Consider the following 20586-nt stretch of genomic DNA (forward strand, 5'->3'; position numbering starts at 1 on the left):
TGTCATCTCGTGGCCCCTTCCTCGGTGCTTCGCAAAGCCCCCGCACGGCCGTGCTCCACCGGGCGGGAGAAGCCGCGCCGGGCCGTGACCGAGCCCCGCAACACGCCCGGAACACGGTCGTGCACGACTTACAGTATTGCTCCGGCAGAGCGGTTCGGCCGTTCACCGGGACGCCGACGGGAAGCCGGGAGCCGCGCGGCGACCTGTGAGGCGGCTCGGCTCAGTCGTGGGGGATGACGGCCACGGGGCAGCGAGCGTGATGGACGGCGGCGGTGGCCACGGGACCCAGATGAGGTGCCAGGGCGGGACGATGCCTGCGCCGGCCGACGACCAGCAGCCCGGCGCCCTCGGCGGCCCGCACGACGGCCTTGGCAGGGCTTTCGAGACCGACGGTGTCGGCCACCTCCACACTCGGAAACTTGTCGCGCCAGGCATGGAGGGCTTCACTCAGCAGCTTGTGCGCGTCCTGCGTGATCTTCTCGGCTACTTCGTGGTCCATGCCCCAGGGAGCGTGCGCATGGAGCGGCACGCTCCGGCCGTGGACGGCTCGCAGGGGCACGCCCCGCGCCGCGGCGGTGGCGAAGGAGAATGCGAGCAGGTCGTCGCATGGACCGTGCAGTTTCAGTGCGACGACCACGTCGCCCGAGGCACCTGGAACGGACGGCGGCCCCTCTTCGCGCTTTCCTGCGCGTACCAGGACCACCGGCCGCTCGGCCCGTGCCACGACGGGCATGCTGATGTCGCCCAGGAAATAGCTCTCGACGGGCTCCAGCCCCCGCGAACCGAGCACGGTCATCTCGGACTCCGCTGCCGCTTGCAGCAGCGCCTCCTGGGCATCGTCGGGGACCAGGTTGCCGACGATGGTGAGGCCCGGGTGGCGTGCCTGGAGCTCGGCCCTCGCGTTGTGCACGAGCCGCTTCGCCCAGTAGTTCTGATCCATCTCCGCGGGCACGAGGGTGGATTCCGGCAGCAGCAGAGGCCATGCGTGCAGCAGGCGCAGCGTGAGTCTGCGGCGCTCGGCTTCGTCAGCGGCCCAACGGGCGGCGGCGAGGCTCTCGGGTGAGCCGTCGAGGCCCACAGTGACGACTGGCTCCATGCCGACTGCTCCGTCTCGTAGGAAGCTGGAATGGCGTGCGGGTGTCCGGCCGGCCGGCGCGCTGTCGTCCCTGGTCCTCTCGCCGGTCGCCGTGCAGCGACCGTAAGCGGTACCCGAGGGGGCATCTGTGCCAACGCGCCGAGCACGCGGCCGCATGTCATCCGAGGAGCTCCTGAAACCTCAGGTCCAGGAAGTGGGCCGAGCACGAGATGCACGGGTCGTGGTTGCGGACGGCCCGCTCGCACAGCCGGGTGAGCTCGGCCTCGGAGGCCTCTCCGCGGTCGAGCCCGGCTTGGACCAGTCGACGCCGGCATGGGGCTCGCGGGCCTTGACGTCCCGTCGGAGTACGAGAGGGAGGACCGCGCCGCCCTGGCGCACGCTGCGGTGGATGCGGCCAACGGCGTCATACGCGAGCTGGGCTGCTCCGGGGTCTACCGGTCTCCGGACCTGCCGAAGGACGTCGTCGCATGGCGGGAGACACAGCCGGACGCCTTCTGCGGGATCAAGGGCCTCGCCCTCCCGGCCGCCTACCGCGAGAGCCTGTCGCGTTCCCGGGTCAGCGGCGACGGCGGCGCTGCCCGGATCTGCGAGGCCGCCGGCAGCTATCCCAGGGCCGCGGTCCGGATGACGACCGTCGTGGACCCGGTGCTGACCGCCGTCTTCTCCCAGGACCTGCTCAAGGGCGGCTCGTCCTTCAAGGGCACCAACGGGTTCGGGTCGTTCAACGTGAGCCGGGCCGTGTACCGGGCGCGGTGCCAGACGGGGGACGTGATCTTCATGCTGGAGCAGAAGGACAGGTTCGGGGAGCAGGACTTCACGTTCGTCCGCGACCTGCTGCCCGCCTACGTCGAGGCCGAGTCCAGCCGTATCGGGTGCGGCCAGGAGAAAGTGGCCCTGCCCCGCGGCTGACGGGGCCGGTCCCGGCTGGGGCGGGTCCCGCTCAGTCCTCCTCGATCCCTTCCTCCCGGCTCCATGCGCGGTATGCCTCCAGAGCCGTGGGCAGGGTGGGGTAGATGTGGCCCGCGCCCACCGAGGCGGTCAGGCCGTAGGCGTCGAGGTCCTCGCGGAGATCCTGCTTGACTCGGGCCAGAGCGAAGACGATGCCGCGGTGCTCCAGTTCCTGACGGAGTGCGTCCACGGCGTCCAGGGCGGTGATGTCCACCTCGACGTTCGCCTCCGTGTTGAGGACGAACCAGCGGGCCGGCGGGCTCTGTTCGTCGACCGCGGCCAGGGCGCGACGGTGGAAGTCCTCCGCGTTGGCGAAGAAGAGCGGTGAGTCGTAGCGGTAGACCACCAGCCCCGGAACGGTCCGCGCCGTCGGGTAGTCGTCCACGTCGTGCATGCCGGCGAGCCCGGGCACCAGGCCCTCCACCGCGTCGTGCGGACGGGCCACGCGGGCGAGCAGCTCGATGACCGACAGCGCCACCGCGACGAGGACGCCGTACAGGATGCCGAGGACGAGTACGCCCAGCAGGCATCCGACCGCCAGGAGGAGTTCGCGGCGCCGGAAGGCCGCGAGGCGCCGGAACTCGCCGACTTCGATCAGGCGGACGGCCGCGTAGACGACGATGGCGCCGAGGGCGGCGCTTGGAGTGTGGGCCAGGAGCGGGCCCAGGAAGAGCAGGACCATGAGTACCGCGAGCGCCGCGAACAGCGAGTACGCCTGGCTCCGCGCTTTCGACGACTGGGCCAGGGCGGTGCGGCTGGCGCTGCTGCTGACCGGGAACCCGTGCAGGACACCGGCTCCCAGGTTCGCCGCCCCCATGGCCAGGAGTTCACGATTGGGGTCCAGCGGAACCGGATCGCCGCGGTCGGCAAAGGCCCGTGCGGTCAGGATCACGTCCGAGTACCCGACGAGGAGGACGCCCAGCGCCGGGACCAGCAGCTGCGGCAGGTCGCCGAGCGGTGGGAGCGCCGGCGTCGGCAGCCCGGAGGGCACGGGTCCGATCACGGCGATCCCGTACCGGTCGTCCAGCCCGAATGCCGCCACCACGGCCGTGGCGAGGACGAGGGCGAGCAGGGGGCGCGGCACCAGGGGCCAGTGCCCCGGCGCCGCGAAGAGCACGGCCAGGACGGCGGCCGCGAGGGCGACGGTCGGCCAGTCGACGTGTGTGAGGTTCAGGACGAAGGAGTGCAGCTGCGGGAAGAAGCCCGAACCTGTCGTGCGCACTCCGGTGAGCCGGGGCAACTGGTCGACGATCATGATCAGCGCGACACCGGCGAGGTAGCCGACGAGGACGGGCCGTGAGAGCAGGTCGGCCAGGAAGCCGAGTCGCACGGCCCAGGCCGCCAGGGACACGAGGCCGACGGCCACGGCGAGGGCGGCCGCGAGGACCGCGTACCGGCCGGGGTCGCCGCCGGCCAGCGGCCCCACGGCGACAGCGGTCATCAGCGCCGTGGTCGACTCGGGTCCGACCGAGAGCAGTCGCGAGGAACCGATCAGCGTGTAGAGGACCATGGCGGGCAGGACGGCCCAGAGCCCGGCGACGGGTGGCAGCCCGGCCACGCCCGCGTACGCCATGACCTGCGGCACCAGGTAGGCGGCGACGGTGACCCCTGCCAACGCGTCCCGCCTGAGCCACGACCGGCGGTAGCCCCGCAGGCCAGGGGGCGACGGGGACGGCCTTCCGCTCGCGGACATCGCACTCCTCGCTGGTGGACCACTCGGTGTTCCGTGTCGGCGCCCGCCCCGGTTTCAGAGGTTCCCGAGGGTGGCCGCGTGGTCGGGCACCGGGGTCTGGAGTTCCTTGGACGGGCGCTCGTAGCCTCTGGAACGAGGACGGGACGGCAGGGTGAGTGACGGTAGCGCCACGTCCGCGTACGGCACCGAGGCCAGCAGATGGGCGATCATGTTGAGTCTGGCGCTGCGCTTGTCGTCGCTCTCGACCACGTACCACGGGGCGTCCACCGTGTCCGTGTGGACGAACATCTCGTCCTTGGCCCTGGAGTAGGCCTCCCAGCGCGTCAGGGACTCCAGATCCATCGGAGAGAGCTTCCAGCGCCGCAACGGGTCCTCCGCACGGCGGCGGAAACGCTCCTCCTGGACCCCGTCGCTCACGGAGAACCAGTACTTGCGGAGCAGGATCCCGTCTTCCACCAGCATCCGCTCGAACGCCGGGCACTGGCGCAGGAAGCGCTGGTGCTCGGCGGCCGTGCAGAAGCCCATAACGTGTTCCACTCCGGCGCGGTTGTACCAGCTGCGGTCGAAGAGGACGATCTCGCCGGCGGCGGGCAGGTGCTCGACGTAGCGCTGGAAGTACCACTGGGTGCGCTCCCGCTCCGTCGGCTTGGGCAGGGCCGCGATGCGCGCCACGCGGGGGTTGAGGTGTTCGGCGACGCGTTTGATCGTGCCTCCCTTGCCCGCCGCGTCGCGGCCCTCGAAGACGACGACGAGGCGGGCACCTTCCGCCCGCGTCCATTCCTGGAGCTTGACCAGCTCCGTCTGGAGCCGCAGCAGTTCGTTCTCGTAGACCGCCTTGTTGAGACCCATGGCCGTCTCCTCCCGCTCGTCGTCCGGTGCTGCGATCAAGTCAGTCACGGCCGACGCCCTCGGGCAACGATGCCCTTCGCGCCTCGGCGTGTCGATACGCTGGTCCCGCACGGGGCGGACGGGCGGACAGGTGGAGGAGCAGCACGTGGGTGTGGGGGATCCGTTGACGCAGGTGCCGCGGATGAGGCTGGACGAGCTGCTCGACGAGCTCCAGGTGCGCATCGACGCCGTGCGCGGCACCCGGGACCGGGTACACAGCCTGCTGGAGGCCGTCGTATCGGTGGGCCGGGAGCTCGACCTGGCCCAGGTGCTGCGGCGGATCGTGGAGGCGGCCGCGCTGCTCGTGGACGCCGAGTACGGCGCCCTGGGTGTCATCGGCCCGGACGGCCGGACGCTCGCCCAGTTCCTCACCGTAGGGCTCACCGAGGAACAGATCGCCAGGATCGGTCCGCTGCCGGCCGGTCACGGCCTGCTCGGGGAGGTCATCCGCCACCCGGAACCCCTGCGCCTCACCGACCTCGGCACCCACTCCTCGTCCTACGGATTCCCGGCCCATCATCCCCCCATGCGTACCTTCCTCGGCGTGCCGATCCGCGTGCGCGACGAGGTGTTCGGGAACCTCTATCTGACCGACAAGCGGGGCGGCGTCGATTTCGACACCGAGGACGAAGCGGTGATCTCCACCCTCTCGGTCGCGGCGGGCGTGGCGATCGACAACGCCCGGCTGTACGAGGGGTCGCAGCGCCAGCAGCGGTGGCTGAAGGCCAATGCGGAGATCACCGAGAGCCTGCTGTCCGGCAGCTCCCGTGCGGCGGTGCTGGAGCTCATCGCCCTGCGGGCCCAGGAGATCACCGGTGCCCGGCTCGCGGACATCTCCATGCCGGTCGCCGGCGCCGAGGGCCTGGTCGTGGAGTTCGCGGCCGGTGCGGACAGCGAGGCGAGGCAGGGACTCGTGGTCCCCTTCGCGGGCACGATCTCCGGAACCGCGCACCGGACGGCCCGGTTCGTCGCGTCCGCACATGCCTCGGACGACGAACGCTACTCCGCCGATGTCCAGGTACAGGACGGGCTGGGCCCGGCCGTCGCGGTCCCGCTCGGGACCACGGGCGGCGAGAGCAGGGGTGTCCTGCTGCTCGCGCGCCCGACCGGAGAGCCGGCCTTCGGTGAGGGCGAGCTGGAGCCGCTCGTCGCCTTCGCCGGTCAGACGGCGCTCGCGCTGGAGCTGGCCGAGCGGCGCCGGGACGCGGAGCAGATAGCACTGCTGGAGGAGCGCGACCGGATCGCCCGGGACCTGCACGACCTGGCCATCCAGCGGCTCTTCGCCACCGGAATGACCCTCCAGAGCGCCGCACGGCTCGTGGAGCACGACGGGGCCGCCGAGCGCGTCAGCCGTGCCGTCGACGACCTGGACGAAACCATCAAGATCATTCGCTCGACGATCTTCGGGCTGCGCACCAAGGACCGCGAGAGCGGCCCCGGACTGCGGGCTCGCGCCGCCCGTGCCGTCGGCGACGCGGCCACCACCCTCGGTCACCCGCCGCGCCTGAGCATGGAGGGCCTGCTCGACACGGACGTGCCGCCGCAGATCGCCGACCACGTCATGGCGGTGCTGGGCGAGCTCCTCAGCAACGCCGCCCGCCACGCGCAGGCGACCCGGGTCGGCGTGAGCCTGAAGGCGGGGCAGGGCGAGATCGTGCTGACCGTCTCGGACAACGGGACGGGCATTGCGGCCCAGGGGCGCCGAAGCGGTCTGCGCAACCTCGACGAGCGGGCTCAGGATCTGGGCGGGACCTTCAGCGTCGGCACACCCGACGGGGGAGGCAGCACGCTCGTGTGGCGGGCGCCGCTCCCCACCGCGCGCTGACGGCACCGGCCCGGTCATCCCCGGACGGACGGTACGAGCCGCGCCGGCGCCGCCTCCAGCCGGAATCCGGTGACGAGGTCGGGGCGGATCCGCAGGGCGTGGGTCATGGGGCGATCCACCCAGGGGCGCAAGCGCGCCGCGTACCGGTCCACCTCGTCGGCATCGGCCACCCGGTACGCGTAGCCGGTGACGACCACGCTCCAGCCGAGATGCGTGTCGGGGTCGATGGTGTCCGCTTCGTAGGCGACGACCACACCGGGGACGTCCGCAGGTGCCACGAGGGAGGCGAGCGCTCCGTCGTCGTGGATCCGTACGATGATGTCCTCGCCCTCGACGAGGTGGTTGACCGGGCGGACGGCCGGCAGTGCGTGCCGGGTGAAGACGATGCGCCCCAGGGACACCGTCGCCAACAGCCGCAGCGCCTCGGCCCTGTCCAGCTCCCGCATACGCCGGGCGGGCGTCGTGTCACGCGCCCGGCCGTCGGCGCGCGGTGTGCCGTCCTGGTCCATGATGCGCACCTTCGTCCGGTCCCGATCGGTCCTCGCGGCTTCCGAGTCACCACCCTCCCTCGCGGTCACCGGGAGAACCAGGGCCGAATGGTCCCCATGCGGAGACGGATCCCGGGGTCGGCCGCGGTCATGTCACGACGAGCCGCAGGACACGGTCGACGCCGAGTACCCGTATCGACTTGGCCACCAGCGGCGGCACGTCGCAGAGCTGGAGCCGCGTTCCGCTCGCGCTGCAGCGCAGGTGCACACGGAGGAACAGCTCGATGCCCGCGCTGTCGCAGAAGGCGAGGCCGGAGAGGTCGAGGATCAGGTTCCGGTAGCCGGAACCGGCGAGTTCGGCGAGGCGCGGCTCCACCCGCCCGGCCGTGTGGAGGTCGAGCTCTCCGGCCAAGGAGACGCTCAGGTCGGCGCCGTCGCGTGCCGCGGTCTTCAGGTCGATAAAGGTGGTCGTCATGGAGCCCTCCCCATGCTGCGTGCGGCTCTGCGTTCGAGCCGCGCCGTTCCCCGTGCGGCTCCATCTCACCGGACGCGGGCCGCTCGCGGGAAGGACCGGACGCCCCCCGCGCAGGGCCGAAGGTCCCCCTCCCGCGCACCAGGCGCGCACCCGCCGCGCGGAGCGGGCGGTCGATCAGGGCCGATCGGCCCTGTCCGTCCGGCCCACCCGGGAGGCAGGATGCTGAGGTTCGTGCGCCCAGGACGAACCCCGGCGAAGGAGTTGCGTCATGACCGACAGCGGTGCCCCCTCCCCCGCGAAGCCACCGATCACGGTCTTCCTGCTCGACGACCACGAAGTCGTGCGCCGCGGGGTGCACGACCTGCTGGATGCCGAGCCCGACCTGACCGTGGTCGGTGAAGCGGGGACGGCCGAGCAGGCGCTGATCCGGATTCCCGCCCTGCGCCCCCAGGTGGCGATCCTGGACGTACGGCTCCAGGACGGTGACGGCGTGAGCGTGTGCCGTGAGCTGCGCGCGCGGATGCCCGGGCTGGCCTGCCTGATGCTCACGTCGTTCGACGACGAGGAGGCGCTGCTGGACGCCGTGATGGCGGGGGCTTCCGGTTACGTGCTGAAGCAGATCACCGGAACCGACCTGGTCACCGCCGTCCGTACGGTCGCAGCCGGCCAGTCCATGCTCGACCCCGGCGCCACCACGCGCCTGATGGCCCGGATGCGCGGCGAGGTATCCGAGGAGGAGCAGGTCCCCGGGCTTCCCGGCTTCACCGACCGGGAGAAGGAGATCCTCGTCATGGTCAGCGAGGGGCTCACCAACCGGGAGATCGGCAAGCGGCTGTACCTCGCCGAGAAAACGGTCAAGAACATCATCTCGCGGCTGCTCACCAAGCTCGGTGTGGAGCGTCGTGTCCAGGCCGCCGTCATCGCCAGTCACGCGCTGACCCCGCCGAGCCGGCATCCCGTCCCGGCCGCCGAATAGCCGGCGTCCGGAGGGCGTCCCGGCAGGTGGGTCGGGCGGGCGGGGCACACCGTACAGTCGCGTGCCCCGCCCTCCTGCCCGCCCGCCCCGGAACGGTCAGGGGTGCGGGACCACCGCGACCGGGCAGGCCGAGTGGTGCAGGACGGCATGGGCCACGGATCCGATGCGCATCCCCATCGACGACTCGCGGGACCGGCGCCCGACGACGAGGAGCTGGGCGTCCGAGGCGGCCGACAGCAGTACGTGGCCCGCGCTGCCCTGCTCCACGTGCGCAAGGGTCTCCACCTCGGGGTACCTCAGCCGCCACGGCTCCAGCGCCTGCTCCAGCGCGGCCGTTTCGTACGGCTCCAGGCCGCCGAACCGGTCGGCGATCCACATCGATCCGGGGCTGTAGCCGTAGACCGGGGGCAGGCTCCAGGCGCGGACGGCGCGGAGCGGGACCTTGCGGGCGGCCGCTGCCTCGAAGGCGATCCGGAGTACTTCGGCGGACTCCTCCACACCGCCCTGCTGGCCGACGACGACCTCCCCCTCCTCCGGCAGGGCCACGGGCCTCCCGTGCGCGGAGCGGACGGAGACGATGGGGCACTCGGCGGCGGCGATCACCTGTCGGCCGTAGGAGCCCAGCAGGAAGCCGGCCAGGGCGCCGTGCCCACGCGTTCCGAGAACGAGCATCTCCGCGCCCTTGGCGGCGTGCAGCAGGGCCGGCACGGGCACGTCGGAGAACACTTCCGCGGTGAGGGTGAGACCCGGGTACCGGTGGACGAGCTCGCCCTCGGCCTGCTTCAGGATGTCGTCGGCGCGCCGGGCTTCGGCGTCGCGGTCCTGGACCAGCGGGAGTTCGAGCGGTTGCCACAGCCAGGCGTGGACCACGTGCAGGGGCAGGTCACGCCGTACGGCTTCGCGCGCGGCCCAGTCCGCCGCGGCCCGGCTTTCCGGGGTTCCGTCCACTCCGGCAACGAGGGTGCGCTTCACAGGTCTGTCCTCCGTACTGATGCCGGGGCATCGGGGTCGGCCGGCAGGGGGTGAGCGGCACCGGCCGGGGGAAGAACCGGCGCCGCTGAACCCACCATCGCCGTGACGGGACGTGCCGCACAGGGGCCGACAGTCCCTCCCCCAGGGCCGGTCCTCCCCTCCCGGCAGAAGCGGGGTTCGCGCAGGGTGTCGGCATCGGCTCAGTCGACGAACGTCCCGGACCGCCGCACGGAGGAGCGGACATGACCGCGTACCCCATCCCGGAGCTCGACGCCCACTGGCGCGCCGCCAACTACCTCGCGGCCGGCCAGATCTACCTCATGGACAACCCGCTCCTGACCGAACCCCTGCGGCCGGAGCACATCAAGCCGCGGCTGCTCGGCCACTGGGGCACCTCGCCCGGCCTCAACCTCGTCCACACCCATCTGAACCGCGTCGTCAAGGACCGGTCGCTGGACGCCCTGTGCGTCTGGGGCCCGGGCCACGGCGGACCCGCCGTCCTCGCCAACTCCTGGCTGGAGGGCACGTACACCGAGACCTACCCGGGCGTGACCCGGGACGCGACCGGCATGGGGACGCTGTTCCGGCAGTTCTCGTTCCCGGGTGGAGTGCCGAGCCATGTGGCGCCCGAGACCCCCGGCTCCATCCACGAGGGCGGCGAGCTCGGATACGCCCTCGCGCACGCCTACGGAGCGGCCTTCGACCATCCCGGCCTGCTGGTCGCCTGCGTCATCGGCGACGGCGAAGCCGAAACGGGACCACTGGCCGCGTCCTGGCACTCGAACAAGTTCCTCGACCCGGTCCACGACGGGGCCGTCCTGCCGGTCCTGCACCTCAACGGCTACAAGATCGCCAACCCCGCGGTGCTGTCCCGGATCCCCGAAGCCGAGCTCGACGCCCTGCTGCGCGGCTACGGCCACGACCCGCTGTACGTCACCGGCAGCGACCCGGCCCTCGTCCACCAGGCCATGGCCCGCGCGATGGACCATGCCCTCGACCGCATCGCGCTCATCCAACGGGAAGCGCGGACCGCGGGCTCGGATCCGGGGCGGGAATACGCGCGCTGGCCGATGATCGTCCTGCGTACCCCCAAGGGCTGGACCGGCCCGGCGACCGTCGACGGAGAGCCCGTCGAGGGCACCTGGCGGGCCCACCAGGTCCCGCTCGCCGGGGTGCGGGAGAACCCTGAGCACCTGAGGCAGCTGGAGGACTGGCTGCGCTCGTACCGGCCGCAGGAGCTCTTCGACGCCGAGGGCCGGCCGACGGCGCAGGTCCTGGCCTGTGTCCCGGACGGCGAGCGCCGCCTGGGCGCCGTCCCGTACGCGAACGGGGGTCGGCTGCTCCGTCCGCTGCCGCTTCCCCCGCTCGACGCGTACGCCGTCCCCGTCGACAAGCCGGGCGGCACGCTCCACGAACCGACCCGCGTGCTGGGACACTTCCTCAGCCGGATCATGCGCGACACCGCCGAGCGGCGGGACTTCAGGGTCGTCGGACCGGACGAGACCGCGTCCAACCGGCTGGACGACCTGTACGAGGTCACCGGCAAGGCCTGGCAGGGCAGCACGGAGGCCACGGACCGGAACCTGTCGCGGGACGGACGGGTCATGGAGATCCTCTCCGAACACGTCTGCCAGGGCTGGCTGGAGGGCTACCTCCTCACCGGCCGGCACGGCCTCTTCTCCACGTACGAGGCCTTCGCCCACATCGTCGACTCCATGGCCGGCCAGCACGTCAAGTGGCTGAAGACCGCACGCGCCCTGCCCTGGCGGGCCCCGGTGGCGTCCCTGAACTACCTGCTCACCTCACACGTCTGGCGCCAGGACAACAACGGCTTCTCCCACCAGGACCCCGGCTTCGTGGACCACGTCCTCAACAAGAGCCCCGAGGTCGTGCGGGTCTACCTGCCGCCGGACGCCAACACCCTGCTCGCCGTGGCCGATCACGCCCTGCGCAGCCTCGACCAGGTCAATGTGATCGTCGCCGGGAAACAGCCCTCCTTCGACTGGCTGCCCGTCGACGAGGCCCGCGTCCACGTCGCGCGGGGTGCGGGCGTCTGGGAATGGGCGGGAACCGACCACGGCACCGGCGAGCCGGACGTGGTGCTCGCCTGCGCCGGTGACGTACCCACCATGGAAACCCTCGCCGCCGCGGCCCTGCTCCGCGAGCACCTGCCCGCGCTCGCGGTCCGGGTCGTCAACGTCGTCGACATCGCACGGCTCATGCCCCGGGAACAGCATCCGCACGGAATGACGGACACCGAGTACGACGCCCTGTTCACGCCCGACAAGCCGGTGATCTTCGCGTACCACGGCTATCCCTGGCTGATCCACCGGCTCGCCTACCGCCGCACCGGCCACCCGCACCTGCACGTGCGCGGCTACAAGGAGTCGGGGACCACGACCACCCCCTTCGACATGGTCGTCCGTAACGACCTCGACCGGTACCGGCTCGTCATGGACGTCATCGACCGCGTCCCCGGGCTCGCGGGCCGCGCGGAGGGGCTGCGTCAGGCCATGGCGGACCGGCGCATCCGCCACCACGACTGGATCCGCGCCCACGGCACCGACCTGCCGGAGATCACCGACTGGTCCTGGCCCTACTGATGAGCGCGGGATTCGTCCGCGCCCGCCCGGCGCCCGTGATCGCGCGCGAAGGCGTCGAGCGTCTGCCGCAGCGGACCGTGGGTGTGCAGGAAGCGCTGGTCCAGGATGTCGGCGAGGTCTTCGAGCGCGGTGTGCAGCACGGCGCCGGCGAGCCGGGCATCCGGGTGGTGGGCGCCCGCGGCCTGATCGGCGAGGTCCAGGGCGTAGCCGATCTGGTGGGCGAGGGAGGTCCGGTCGTCGACGTCGTGGAAGTAGTAGGACTCCGCGTACTGGAGGAAATCGACCGCGACGACGGAGAACTGCGCGGCGAGGCTGTCCAGCATGGTGGCCCCGGCAGGGGAGTCCACCTGCTCCCCCGACGGACGGGTCCGGCGGAGGTGGGAGAGCCGCAGCGCCAGGGCCCGCCGCCGTGCCAGCGCCGGATAGATCCCCAGGATCCAGGAAACCGTCGCGGTCAGCAGGACGAAGCCGACCAGGGCTTCCGCGGGGCCGAAGACGCGCAGCCATCCCTCGGCGGGCGCGATGTCCCCGAGGCCCAGTGTGGAAGCGGTGACCAGGGAGAGGTACACGGCGTCCAGCAGGCTCCCGTACTCGGCGGGGCGGAGCCCGCCCGCGTAGACGAACCCGTCGGGCACGTGCGGCCAGTAGACCAGCGCCCAGCCCGCGACCACCGTCACGGCCCACAGCCCGACGACCGACACCATGGCGAGCGGGCCGGCGAGCCCGGAAGCCCCGCGCCGGGAGGTGAAGACGGGGGCGAGCCGCCACAGCGTGGTCATGACCAGGCGGCTCAGCCCCCCGTGGCGCGTCGGATGCCACAGGGTGTGGAACACATCCCGCAGGACGAACAACACCAGGGCCGCGCCCGCGACCGACACCAGCCACTCCATCCGGCACCCTTCGTCCCGTCGCACCCCACCCTCAGGCTCCCGTACCACCCCCTCCACGCGACGGAGCCCGCGCCGTACGTCGGCCGTCGGCCGTCGGCCGTCGGCGAGGCGGGCACGGGGCCGAAGGACCCCCTCGGCGGCCCATTGAGGGCCGGTCGGCCCATCCCGGGACGCGCCGCGGCCTCGGATACTGAGAACGGACTCGCACGAGGAGGCCCCCATGACCACACAATCCCCCACACGGATCGCCGCCGCGCTGTCGGCCGAGTACCGCACCCGGCTGATGAGCATGGGCAGGGAAGTCGACTTCCCCGATGGGGCCCGGCTCTTCAACGAAGGAGGCCATGCGGATCGGTTCTGGATCGTGCGGACGGGCGTCGTCGCCCTCGACGTCCATGTGCCCGGCAAAAAGGCGGCCGTGATCGACAATCTCGGTCCCGGCGAGCTGGTGGGCTGTTCCTGGATGCTGGCGCCGCACCGGTGGCGGCTGGGCGCGGAGGCGACGACGCCCGTGCGCACGCACGAATTCGACGCGGCTGCCGTGCTGGCGCTGATGGAAGCCGATCCCGCTTTCGGCGCCGCGATCGGGCATTGGGTCGCCCAGGTGCTCGCCCACAGGCTCCACGCCGCCCGTGTCCGGCTTCTCGATCTGTACGCCCCGTACGGCAGCGGCACCCACCTGTGAGTACCTCGGCACGCAGGTCCGCGACACCCCGAAGAGTGTGAGGAGCACGCGATGCCCGCCTCCCGATACACCGTGAGCGACGTCATGAGCCACACGGCCGTGGCCATCGGCCGCGAGGCCTCGTACAAGGAGATCGTCGAGCTCATGCAGCAGTGGAAGGTCAGCGCCGTCCCCGTCCTGGAGGGCGAGGGCCGCGTCGTCGGGGTGGTCTCCGAGGCCGATCTGCTGCCGAAGGAGGAGTTCCGGCGGGACGACCCCCGGCTTCCCGATCAGCTGGAGGAGGCGGCCAAGGCCGGGGGTGTGCTGGCCGAGGAGCTGATGTCGAGCCCGGCCGTGACCGTGCACCCCGACGCCACCATCGCCGAGGCGGCGCGGATCATGGCCCGCAAGCGCGTGAAGCGCCTTCCCGTCGTGAACGCCGAGGGAATGCTGGAGGGCATTGTGAGCAGGAGCGATCTGCTCAAGGTGTTCCTGCGTCCGGACGAGGAGATCGAAGAGGAGATCCGCGACGCGGTTCTCGCCGAGCTCGCTCCCCCGGTACACGTGGAGGCATCGGTACGGGACGGCGTCGTCACCCTCCGCGGATCGCTCCGTGACCGCGCCCTGGTGCCGCTGATGGCCCGCGCCGTCCGCGCCGTCGAGGGTGTCGTGGACGTCCAGATGGAAGTGGTGGACGTCCGTACGCAAGGGGAGGGACAGGCCGCCGAAGCAGTCTGAGGTCACCGCTCCGAGCCGCCTTGCCCCCGGGTGCGCCACGAGGTGCATGTGTCCGCTCCCTGCGACAATTCGTACGAGACGTACGCAGAGCGGATCGACCACAGGGGCGTACATGTCCGACGCACCGGCGGCCTCGGCCGCGGGGCCCATCAAGGTCTTCCTCCTGGACGACCACGAGGTCGTACGCCGCGGCCTGCACGACCTGCTGGACGCGGAGCCCGACATCGTGGTCGTCGGCGAGGCGTCCACCGCCGAACAGGCGCTGGCCCGCGGGCCGGCGCTGCGCCCGGACGTCGCCGTGCTCGACGTCCGGCTGCCCGACGGCGACGGCATCACCGTGTGCCGTGAGCTGCGCTCGCACATGCCGGAACTGGCCTGCCTGATGCTGACCTCGTTCGACGACGAGGACGCGCTGCTCGACGCGATCATGGCCGGGGCGGCCGGCTACGTCCTCAAGCAGATCAAGGGGTCCGACCTGGTCTCCGCCGTACGGACGGTCGCGACGGGGCAGTCGATGCTGGACCCGGCGACGACCGCCCGCCTGATGCACTCCCTGAGGGACCCGGAGACCGCGAGAGCGCCGCAGGACGCCCGGCTGGCCGCCCTCTCGGAGCGGGAACGTTCCGTGCTCGAACTGATCGGCGAGGGCCTCACGAACGCCCAGATCGCCAAGCGGCTGTACCTGTCCGAGAAGACGGTCAAGAACCACATCTCCCGGCTGCTCGGCAAGCTGGGTGTGGAGCGCCGGGTGCAGGCCGCCGTCATCGCCGCCCAGGTCCACGAGCACGAGCACGACCACGAGCGCGACCGCGGCAAGGGTCAGCGCTGACCGGTCGCCGGCAGCGGGACCCGCCACTCCAGCTTCGTCCCCCGGCCGGCCTGGCCGTGAGCCGATACGGTCAGCTCTCCCCCCAGCAGCTCGGCGCGCTCGGCGAGGTTGCGCAGTCCGCTGCGCCGGCCACCCTCCGGGATGCCGATCCCGTTGTCGCCGACCACGACCGTCAGGACGCCTTCGCCGACCGCGATGGAGACCTCTGCCCGGGTGGCCCGGGCGTGCCGGGCCACGTTGGCGAGTGCCTCCCTGATCACGGCGAGCACCTCGTCCGCGACCGGCGGCGGTACGTCGGTGTCGATCAGGCCTTGCATCCGCAGGGCCGGCGCGAAACCCAGCGCCGTGGCGGCCTCGTCCAGGGTCTGGACGGCGCGGAGCCTGAGCTTCGGAGCCACCGCGGACACCTCGCGCGCACGGAGCCCGAAGATCGTGGAGCGGATGATCTTGATGGTTGCGTCCAGGTCGTCGATCGCCCGGGCCAGCCGTTCGGAGGCCTCCGGATGCTCGACGAAGCGCTGGGCGCTCTGCAGGGTCATGCCGGTGGCGAAGAGCCGCTGGATCGCCAGGTCGTGCAGGTCGCGGGCGATGCGGTCGTGGTCCTCCAGCAGGCTCATCTGTTCCGCGTCCCGGCGCCGGTCGGCGAGTTCCAGGGCCAGGGCGGCCTGGCCGGCGAAGCCGGGCAGGGCTGCGACCTCGATGCCCGCGAACGCCGGGCGGCCGTGTCTGCGGGCCAGGGCGAGGACGCCGCTCAGCTTCTCCTTGGTGCCGACGGTGACGGCCACGGCAGAGCCGAACCCCTTCCACTGCTCCGGCTGCACGGTGATCCGCTCGTCGCTCTCGACGTCGGCAACGATGATCAGCCCGGCCTCCTCGCCGACGGCGGCAGCGGCCAGGGTGCCTTCGCTGCTCGGCAGCACGATGTCGCGATGTGTACCGGCGCCGTCCCCCAGCGCCAGCGAGCCGCGCAGCTCCCCGCTCTGGCCCAGGAGGTAGAAGACGCCGATGTCGGCGGCGGTGATGTCCCTGGCCCGCTCCAGCATGCCTTCGAGCACCTGGCTCTCGCCCGACCCGGAGAGCAGCGCGCTGGTGAATTCGGAGCTGGCGGCCAGCCAGCGCTCCCGGAGGCGGACCTCCTCGAAGAGGCGGGCGTTCTCGATGGCGATGCCGGCCGCCACCGCGAGCGTGGACAGGACCGCCTCGTCCTCCTCGTCGAAGTCGGCCCCGCCCCTCTTCTCGGTCATGTAGAGGTTGCCGAACACCTCCTCGCGGACCCGGATGGGGACGCCGAGGAAGGAGTGCATCGGGGGGTGGTGGGCCGGGAAGCCGTAGGAGGCGGGGTGCTCGGACAGTTCCGGGAGCCGGAGCGGTTCGGGGTTCCGGATGAGTTCGCCGAGGATGCCGTGGCCGGAGGGCAGGTCGCCGATCCGGGCACGGAGGTCGTCGCTGATGCCGACGGGGAGGAACTGGGCGAGCTTGCGGTCGTCGCCGATGACGCCGAGGGCCCCGTACTCCGCGTCGACCAGGACCACGGCCGCTTCGACGATGCCCCGCAGCACCTGGGGGAGGTCGAGCTCCCGGCCGACGGACATGACGGCTTCGAGGAGCCCGTTGAGCCGGTCCCGGGTGCCGCGCACTTCGTCCATGCGGACCTGGAGCTCGTCGAGCAGTTCGTCCAGCCTCAGCCGTGGGGCCTTCGGACCTACGGCGGCCTGGTCTTCCCCGCCCATGCGTACCTCCAGCGGCGCCCAGGGGGAATGCACCATGCCTCGATTCCCACCGTAGCCCCGGGCCGCCGTACCCGCTCAGGATGGCGGGAGGTCTCAACCGCCTCGGACGGCGGGAACCGTGATCACGGGGCAGTGCGCCCGGTGCAGCAGACCGTGGACGACGGATCCCAGGCGCATCCCGGAGTAGCCGCCGCGGCCGCGGCGGCCCACCACCAAGGCGAGGGCGTGGTCGGCCGCCGTCGCGAGTTCCTCCACGGGGTGCCCGGTCGGCGCCTCGTGGGCGAGCGCGACGTCCGGGTACTTCTGCGACCAGCCGGCCGTGGTCTCGGACAGCATCCGTCGCTGGGCCCGCAGGGCGGCTTCCTCGTCGTACAGGGGGAAGTGCGGCGGCTGCCACACGGCGATGGCGCGCAGCGCGGCCCCCCGCAGGTCCGCCTCCTCGAAGGCGAGGGCGAGGGCCGCCTTGGAGGATTCGCTGCCGTCGATGCCGACGACGAGGTAGGGCGGCTGCTGGGTGATGTGCTCGGCGTCCCCGACGACCACGACCGGGCAGTGCGCCTGCGCTGCGAGCGGGACCACCGTGGAGCCGGCGCTGAGGTATTCCGCGGTCCGGCTCAGGCGGCGGGATCCGAGCACGATCATGTGCGCCTGCCCGGACGACCGGCCGATCGCCGGGGCGGGCATCCCCTCGGCCAGCTCGGCGGTCACGTCGACGTCCGGATGCCGCTGCCGGGCCCAGGCGGTGGCGGCCCGGAGGGTTTCGTCGGCGGCCTGGCGCGGGGCCGTGACGCGGGGCTCGCCGTCGACCTGGTGCGCGTCGTGCGACGGGGGTACGGCCATCACCAGCCGAAGCCCGAGCTTGCGGCGGTGGGCCTCGTCGGCGGCCCAGGCCAGGGGCAGGTGCCAGTCCCTGGCCGGGTCGATGCCGACGACGATCCCACGGGCCGCGGCGGTGGCCATCAGGACCCACTCCCCTGCTGGTCGGCCTGGCGCGGGATGAGCTGCACGGGGCAGTGGGCGTGGTGCAGGAGGCTGTGGGTGTGCCACCCGAGGGTGGGTCCCATCGTGCCGGGCGAGCGTCGGCCGCCCATGACCAGCAGGTCGGCGTGGTGCGACGCGTCGACCAGGGCTCCGGACACGGAGACGCTCTTGTCGGCCTCCGCCTCCACGGTGAGGTCCGGGAACTCGTCGCGGATCTGCTCGGAAACGGCCGTCAGGCGCCGGACGTGCTCCCCCGCGATCGCGTCGACGTCGTCGAGCATGGTCACGACGGTGCCGGCGGACTCCAGGACGTTCCACACGTGCAGCAGGCGCAGCTGGGCCTTGCGGATCTCGGCTTCGCGGGCCGCGTACCGGACGCAGCCCAGGTCGTGCTCGTCGCGGACGGCGGCGAGCACCACACCGGTCTCGGCCTCGGCCTCGTCGCCTGTTCCTCTGACCACGATGACGGGGGTCTTCGCTCCCGCAGCGACCTTCAGTCCGACGGAGCCGAGCATGAGGGAGTTGAACCCGCCCAGACCCCGGTTGCCGACCACGATCGTGCCGTGCGGGGCGGCGGACCGGTGCAGGCTGGGAACGGGTGCGCCGCGGCCGAGCTCCGTGGTGACGTGCAGGCCGGGGTGCAGCTGCGCGACTGCGGCGGCGGTGTCGTCGAGCAGTTCGCGCCCGGCGCCGCGGACGCGCTCGATGGTCTCCGCCGACGCGTACAGGGCCCGGCCGTCGGTGTCGGCCGCGTGGACGATGTGCAGCGGGCGCTCGCGGCGCGCGGCCTCGGCAGCTGCCCACAGCGCTGCCCGGCGGGCGGGCTTCGAGCCGTCGACGCCGACGACGACGGTGCCGAGTTCGGGGCTGATGGCGGTGTCGTTCATGATTCCTCCTCGCCGAGGGCCACTCGGGTCAGCTCCCACGCTGACACCGGGGAGCCCGGCTCGCAGAGGGCCGCTCAGGACCGTCCGGGGGCCAAAGGTCCCTGTCGCGGGCACCGAGCGGGAAATTTCACCCCGTGGAGGGTCCGACCGGCCCCCGCCGGGACCCGTTCGGCCCTGCTGGGCTCGCACCGGCCGGCGGATCATGGATGGCCTCGAACGGCTTTCAAGGTTCATCCGTGTGGCTCACGCAAGGTGGCAGGAGGTGCCCCGATGAAGCACATCAAGGTGGGAGACCTGATGACCGACGAGGTCGTCTCTGTCGTCTCGGCCACCCCGTTCAAGGATGTCGCGAAGCTGCTCGCACAGCACGACATCAGCGGTCTGCCCGTGCTCGACGACGAGGACCGGGTGGTCGGCGTCATCTCCGAGAGCGACCTGCTGAGCAGACAGGCCTCGGCGGTCCCGGCAACGGGTGACGCCGAGGAGGGGGCCGCCGTGCCCGAGGCGGCGGCCGTCACCGCCGCCGGCATCATGTCGGCGCCGGCGGTGACGGCCCTTGCCGACGAGACCGCCGCGGAGGCGGCCAGGCTGATGACCCGGCGCGGCGTGGAACGGCTCCCCGTCGTGGACGAGGAGGACCGGCTCGTCGGCATCGTGACGCGCCGCGATCTGCTGAGGCTCTTCCTGCGGCCCGACGCCGAGATCCGCCGCCGTGTCGTCGACGACGTACTCGTGGGCACGATGGGGCTGAGCGCGGAAGCGGTCGAGCTGCACGTCGTGGACGGCATCGTCACGCTGGAAGGGAGGCTTGAGCGACAGAGCCAGGTCCCGGTGCTGATCCGCCTCACCGAACAGCTCGACGGAGTCGTCGCGGTCGCGGCCCGTCTGACCGCCCGCTTCGACGACACCCTGCTCGCGCCGCCCGAGCGCGCCGCGCACGGCATGCCCTGGTGACCGCCGCTGACGACGGCCGGCGTACGGACCTTGTGCCGGGCAGAACATTTCCGCGCCGCCGAGGAGGCACCGCGATGAAGCACCATGTGACCGTCGGTGTCGACGGCTCCCCCGAGGGCCGGGCGGCCGCCCGCTGGGGCGCCCGGGAAGCGGCGTTGCGGCAGGTGCCGTTGCGGCTCGTCCATGCCGTCGACTGGCCCGCGAACCCCGCCGTTCCACGGCCCGGCCGCGAGAGGGCCGACCGGTGGGCCGACGAAGCGCTCACCGAAGCGCTGACGGACGTACGCCGTCGGCATCCGCAGGTCGAGGTCACCACCCGGTGCCTGTACGGCAGGCCTGCCGCCGCCCTCGCCGTCGAGGCGGGCGACGCCGGACTGCTCGTACTGGGTTCCCGCGGCCTGGGCGGCCCGGTCGGCTTCCTCCTCGGCTCGGTCGGTCTGTCGACGGTCGTCGCGACGGAGACACCGGTCGCGCTGGTCCGGGTGAGCGGCGAACCGGAGGGGTCCGGGCCCGCGCCGTCCGGCGGGATCGTCGTGGGCGTCGACATCCACGAGGCCGCCGACCGTGTCCTGTCGTTCGCCTTCGAGGAGGCCGACCGACGTGGTTGCGCACTGCGCGCCGTCCACGGCTGGAAACTTCCCGCCGCCTACGCGTACGCGCCCTTCTTCGACCCGGACGACGAGCGCGAGATCGGCCGGAGCGTCATGCGGATGCTGGACGACATGCTGCTGCCGTGGCGGCGCAAGTTCCCGGAAGTGAGCGTCACCCACCACGCGTTCATGGGATCCGCCGGTGGTCAGCTCGTCATGGCGGCCACCGGCGCGGACCTCGTCGTGGTCGGCCGACGTCACCGCCAGTCACCTCTGGGTTCGCACCTGGGGCGGGTGGCCCACGCGGTGCTCCACCACGCCGTGGCCCCCGTGGCCGTCGTCGCGCACTGAGGACCGGC

19 protein-coding genes and 1 pseudogene are annotated in these 20586 nt (G+C 72.1%); 9 read left to right on the plus strand and 11 right to left on the minus strand.

Annotated elements, in window-relative coordinates; translation table 11 throughout:
- Nucleotides 1-220: 220 nt before the first annotated feature.
- Together OG429_RS04670 and OG429_RS04675 are read right to left on the minus strand one after the other, a co-directional pair.
- Nucleotides 221-1096 (minus strand): universal stress protein, encoded by an 876-nt coding sequence (locus OG429_RS04670; protein WP_328924000.1) that lies wholly within the window; start codon nucleotides 1094-1096, stop codon nucleotides 221-223.
- A gap of 157 nt (nucleotides 1097-1253) precedes the next feature.
- A pseudogene (locus OG429_RS04675) lies at nucleotides 1254-1439 on the minus strand (Ni/Fe hydrogenase subunit alpha); the annotation flags it as partial.
- Here OG429_RS04675 and OG429_RS04680 point away from each other — a divergent pair.
- A complete protein-coding gene (locus OG429_RS04680; RefSeq protein WP_328924001.1) occupies nucleotides 1409-2005 on the plus strand; it encodes a hypothetical protein in 597 nt (198 codons plus the stop codon). The pseudogene OG429_RS04675 and the gene OG429_RS04680 overlap by 31 nt on opposite strands.
- 31 nt (nucleotides 2006-2036) lie before the next feature.
- Here the strand turns inward: OG429_RS04680 and OG429_RS04685 are convergent, their stop codons facing one another.
- Together OG429_RS04685 and ppk2 are read right to left on the minus strand one after the other, a co-directional pair.
- Nucleotides 2037-3737 carry a SulP family inorganic anion transporter gene (locus tag OG429_RS04685; protein ID WP_328924002.1) on the minus strand — a complete coding sequence of 567 codons (1701 nt, stop codon included), beginning with the start codon at nucleotides 3735-3737 and terminating at the stop codon, nucleotides 2037-2039.
- A gap of 54 nt (nucleotides 3738-3791) precedes the next feature.
- Entirely contained in the window at nucleotides 3792-4586 is a 795-nt protein-coding gene (ppk2, locus tag OG429_RS04690) for a polyphosphate kinase 2 (protein WP_328930154.1), read from the minus strand.
- A 181-nt stretch (nucleotides 4587-4767) separates the two neighbouring features.
- Between ppk2 and OG429_RS04695 the strand changes: the two genes are divergently transcribed.
- On the plus strand, nucleotides 4768-6450 hold the full coding sequence (locus OG429_RS04695) for a sensor histidine kinase (RefSeq protein WP_328924003.1): 1683 nt from the start codon (nucleotides 4768-4770) through the stop codon (nucleotides 6448-6450).
- Between the two features lie 14 nt (nucleotides 6451-6464).
- Here OG429_RS04695 and OG429_RS04700 read toward each other — a convergent pair whose 3' ends face one another.
- Together OG429_RS04700 and OG429_RS04705 are read right to left on the minus strand one after the other, a co-directional pair.
- A complete protein-coding gene (locus OG429_RS04700; protein ID WP_328924004.1) occupies nucleotides 6465-6959 on the minus strand; it encodes a pyridoxamine 5'-phosphate oxidase family protein in 495 nt (164 codons plus the stop codon).
- A gap of 127 nt (nucleotides 6960-7086) precedes the next feature.
- Nucleotides 7087-7413 carry an STAS domain-containing protein gene (locus OG429_RS04705; protein WP_328924005.1) on the minus strand — a complete coding sequence of 109 codons (327 nt, stop codon included), beginning with the start codon at nucleotides 7411-7413 and terminating at the stop codon, nucleotides 7087-7089.
- A gap of 268 nt (nucleotides 7414-7681) precedes the next feature.
- On the opposite strand from OG429_RS04705, the gene OG429_RS04710 reads away from it, so the two are divergent.
- Nucleotides 7682-8389: a response regulator transcription factor gene (locus OG429_RS04710; RefSeq protein WP_328924006.1), complete on the plus strand. Its 708-nt coding sequence runs from the start codon at nucleotides 7682-7684 to the stop codon at nucleotides 8387-8389.
- 96 nt (nucleotides 8390-8485) lie between these two features.
- Here OG429_RS04710 and OG429_RS04715 read toward each other — a convergent pair whose 3' ends face one another.
- Nucleotides 8486-9361 carry a universal stress protein gene (locus OG429_RS04715; protein ID WP_328924007.1) on the minus strand — a complete coding sequence of 292 codons (876 nt, stop codon included), beginning with the start codon at nucleotides 9359-9361 and terminating at the stop codon, nucleotides 8486-8488.
- Between the two features lie 242 nt (nucleotides 9362-9603).
- Between OG429_RS04715 and OG429_RS04720 the strand changes: the two genes are divergently transcribed.
- Nucleotides 9604-11964 carry a phosphoketolase family protein gene (locus OG429_RS04720; protein ID WP_328924008.1) on the plus strand — a complete coding sequence of 787 codons (2361 nt, stop codon included), beginning with the start codon at nucleotides 9604-9606 and terminating at the stop codon, nucleotides 11962-11964.
- Here the strand turns inward: OG429_RS04720 and OG429_RS04725 are convergent.
- Nucleotides 11958-12854, minus strand: coding sequence for a potassium channel family protein (locus tag OG429_RS04725; protein WP_328924009.1), 897 nt, complete (start codon nucleotides 12852-12854; stop codon nucleotides 11958-11960). The two genes, OG429_RS04720 and OG429_RS04725, sit on opposite strands and share 7 nt — an antisense overlap.
- Nucleotides 12855-13074: 220 nt before the next feature.
- Between OG429_RS04725 and OG429_RS04730 the strand changes: the two genes are divergently transcribed.
- The 3 genes from OG429_RS04730 (at nucleotide 13075) to OG429_RS04740 (ending at nucleotide 15085) form a co-directional block, all read left to right on the plus strand.
- Entirely contained in the window at nucleotides 13075-13539 is a 465-nt protein-coding gene (locus OG429_RS04730) for a Crp/Fnr family transcriptional regulator (RefSeq protein WP_328924010.1), read from the plus strand.
- Nucleotides 13540-13590: 51 nt separating this feature from the next.
- Nucleotides 13591-14256: a CBS domain-containing protein gene (locus OG429_RS04735; protein WP_328924011.1), complete on the plus strand. Its 666-nt coding sequence runs from the start codon at nucleotides 13591-13593 to the stop codon at nucleotides 14254-14256.
- 112 nt (nucleotides 14257-14368) lie between these two features.
- Nucleotides 14369-15085 carry a response regulator transcription factor gene (locus OG429_RS04740; RefSeq protein WP_328924012.1) on the plus strand — a complete coding sequence of 239 codons (717 nt, stop codon included), beginning with the start codon at nucleotides 14369-14371 and terminating at the stop codon, nucleotides 15083-15085.
- On the opposite strand, the gene OG429_RS04745 is transcribed toward OG429_RS04740, so the two are convergent.
- The 3 genes from OG429_RS04745 to OG429_RS04755 all read right to left on the minus strand — a co-directional run bounded on the left by OG429_RS04745 (nucleotide 15076) and on the right by OG429_RS04755 (nucleotide 18683).
- Entirely contained in the window at nucleotides 15076-16815 is a 1740-nt protein-coding gene (locus tag OG429_RS04745; protein ID WP_328930155.1) for a sensor histidine kinase, read from the minus strand. The two genes, OG429_RS04740 and OG429_RS04745, sit on opposite strands and share 10 nt — an antisense overlap.
- A gap of 93 nt (nucleotides 16816-16908) precedes the next feature.
- Complete coding sequence (locus tag OG429_RS04750) at nucleotides 16909-17775, minus strand: universal stress protein (RefSeq protein WP_328924013.1); 867 nt, start codon at nucleotides 17773-17775, stop codon at nucleotides 16909-16911.
- Nucleotides 17775-18683: a universal stress protein gene (locus OG429_RS04755; RefSeq protein WP_328924014.1), complete on the minus strand. Its 909-nt coding sequence runs from the start codon at nucleotides 18681-18683 to the stop codon at nucleotides 17775-17777. The genes OG429_RS04750 and OG429_RS04755 overlap by 1 nt, the downstream gene beginning before the upstream one ends.
- 270 nt (nucleotides 18684-18953) lie before the next feature.
- On the opposite strand from OG429_RS04755, the gene OG429_RS04760 reads away from it, so the two are divergent.
- Both OG429_RS04760 and OG429_RS04765 read left to right on the plus strand, forming a co-directional pair.
- Nucleotides 18954-19637 (plus strand): CBS domain-containing protein, encoded by a 684-nt coding sequence (locus OG429_RS04760; RefSeq protein ID WP_328924015.1) that lies wholly within the window; start codon nucleotides 18954-18956, stop codon nucleotides 19635-19637.
- 74 nt (nucleotides 19638-19711) lie between these two features.
- Nucleotides 19712-20578 (plus strand): universal stress protein, encoded by an 867-nt coding sequence (locus OG429_RS04765; RefSeq protein ID WP_328924016.1) that lies wholly within the window; start codon nucleotides 19712-19714, stop codon nucleotides 20576-20578.
- Nucleotides 20579-20586 lie beyond the last annotated feature (8 nt).

It is taken from the genome of Streptomyces sp. NBC_00190 (assembly GCF_036203305.1).
Classification (GTDB): Bacteria; Actinomycetota; Actinomycetes; order Streptomycetales; family Streptomycetaceae; genus Streptomyces.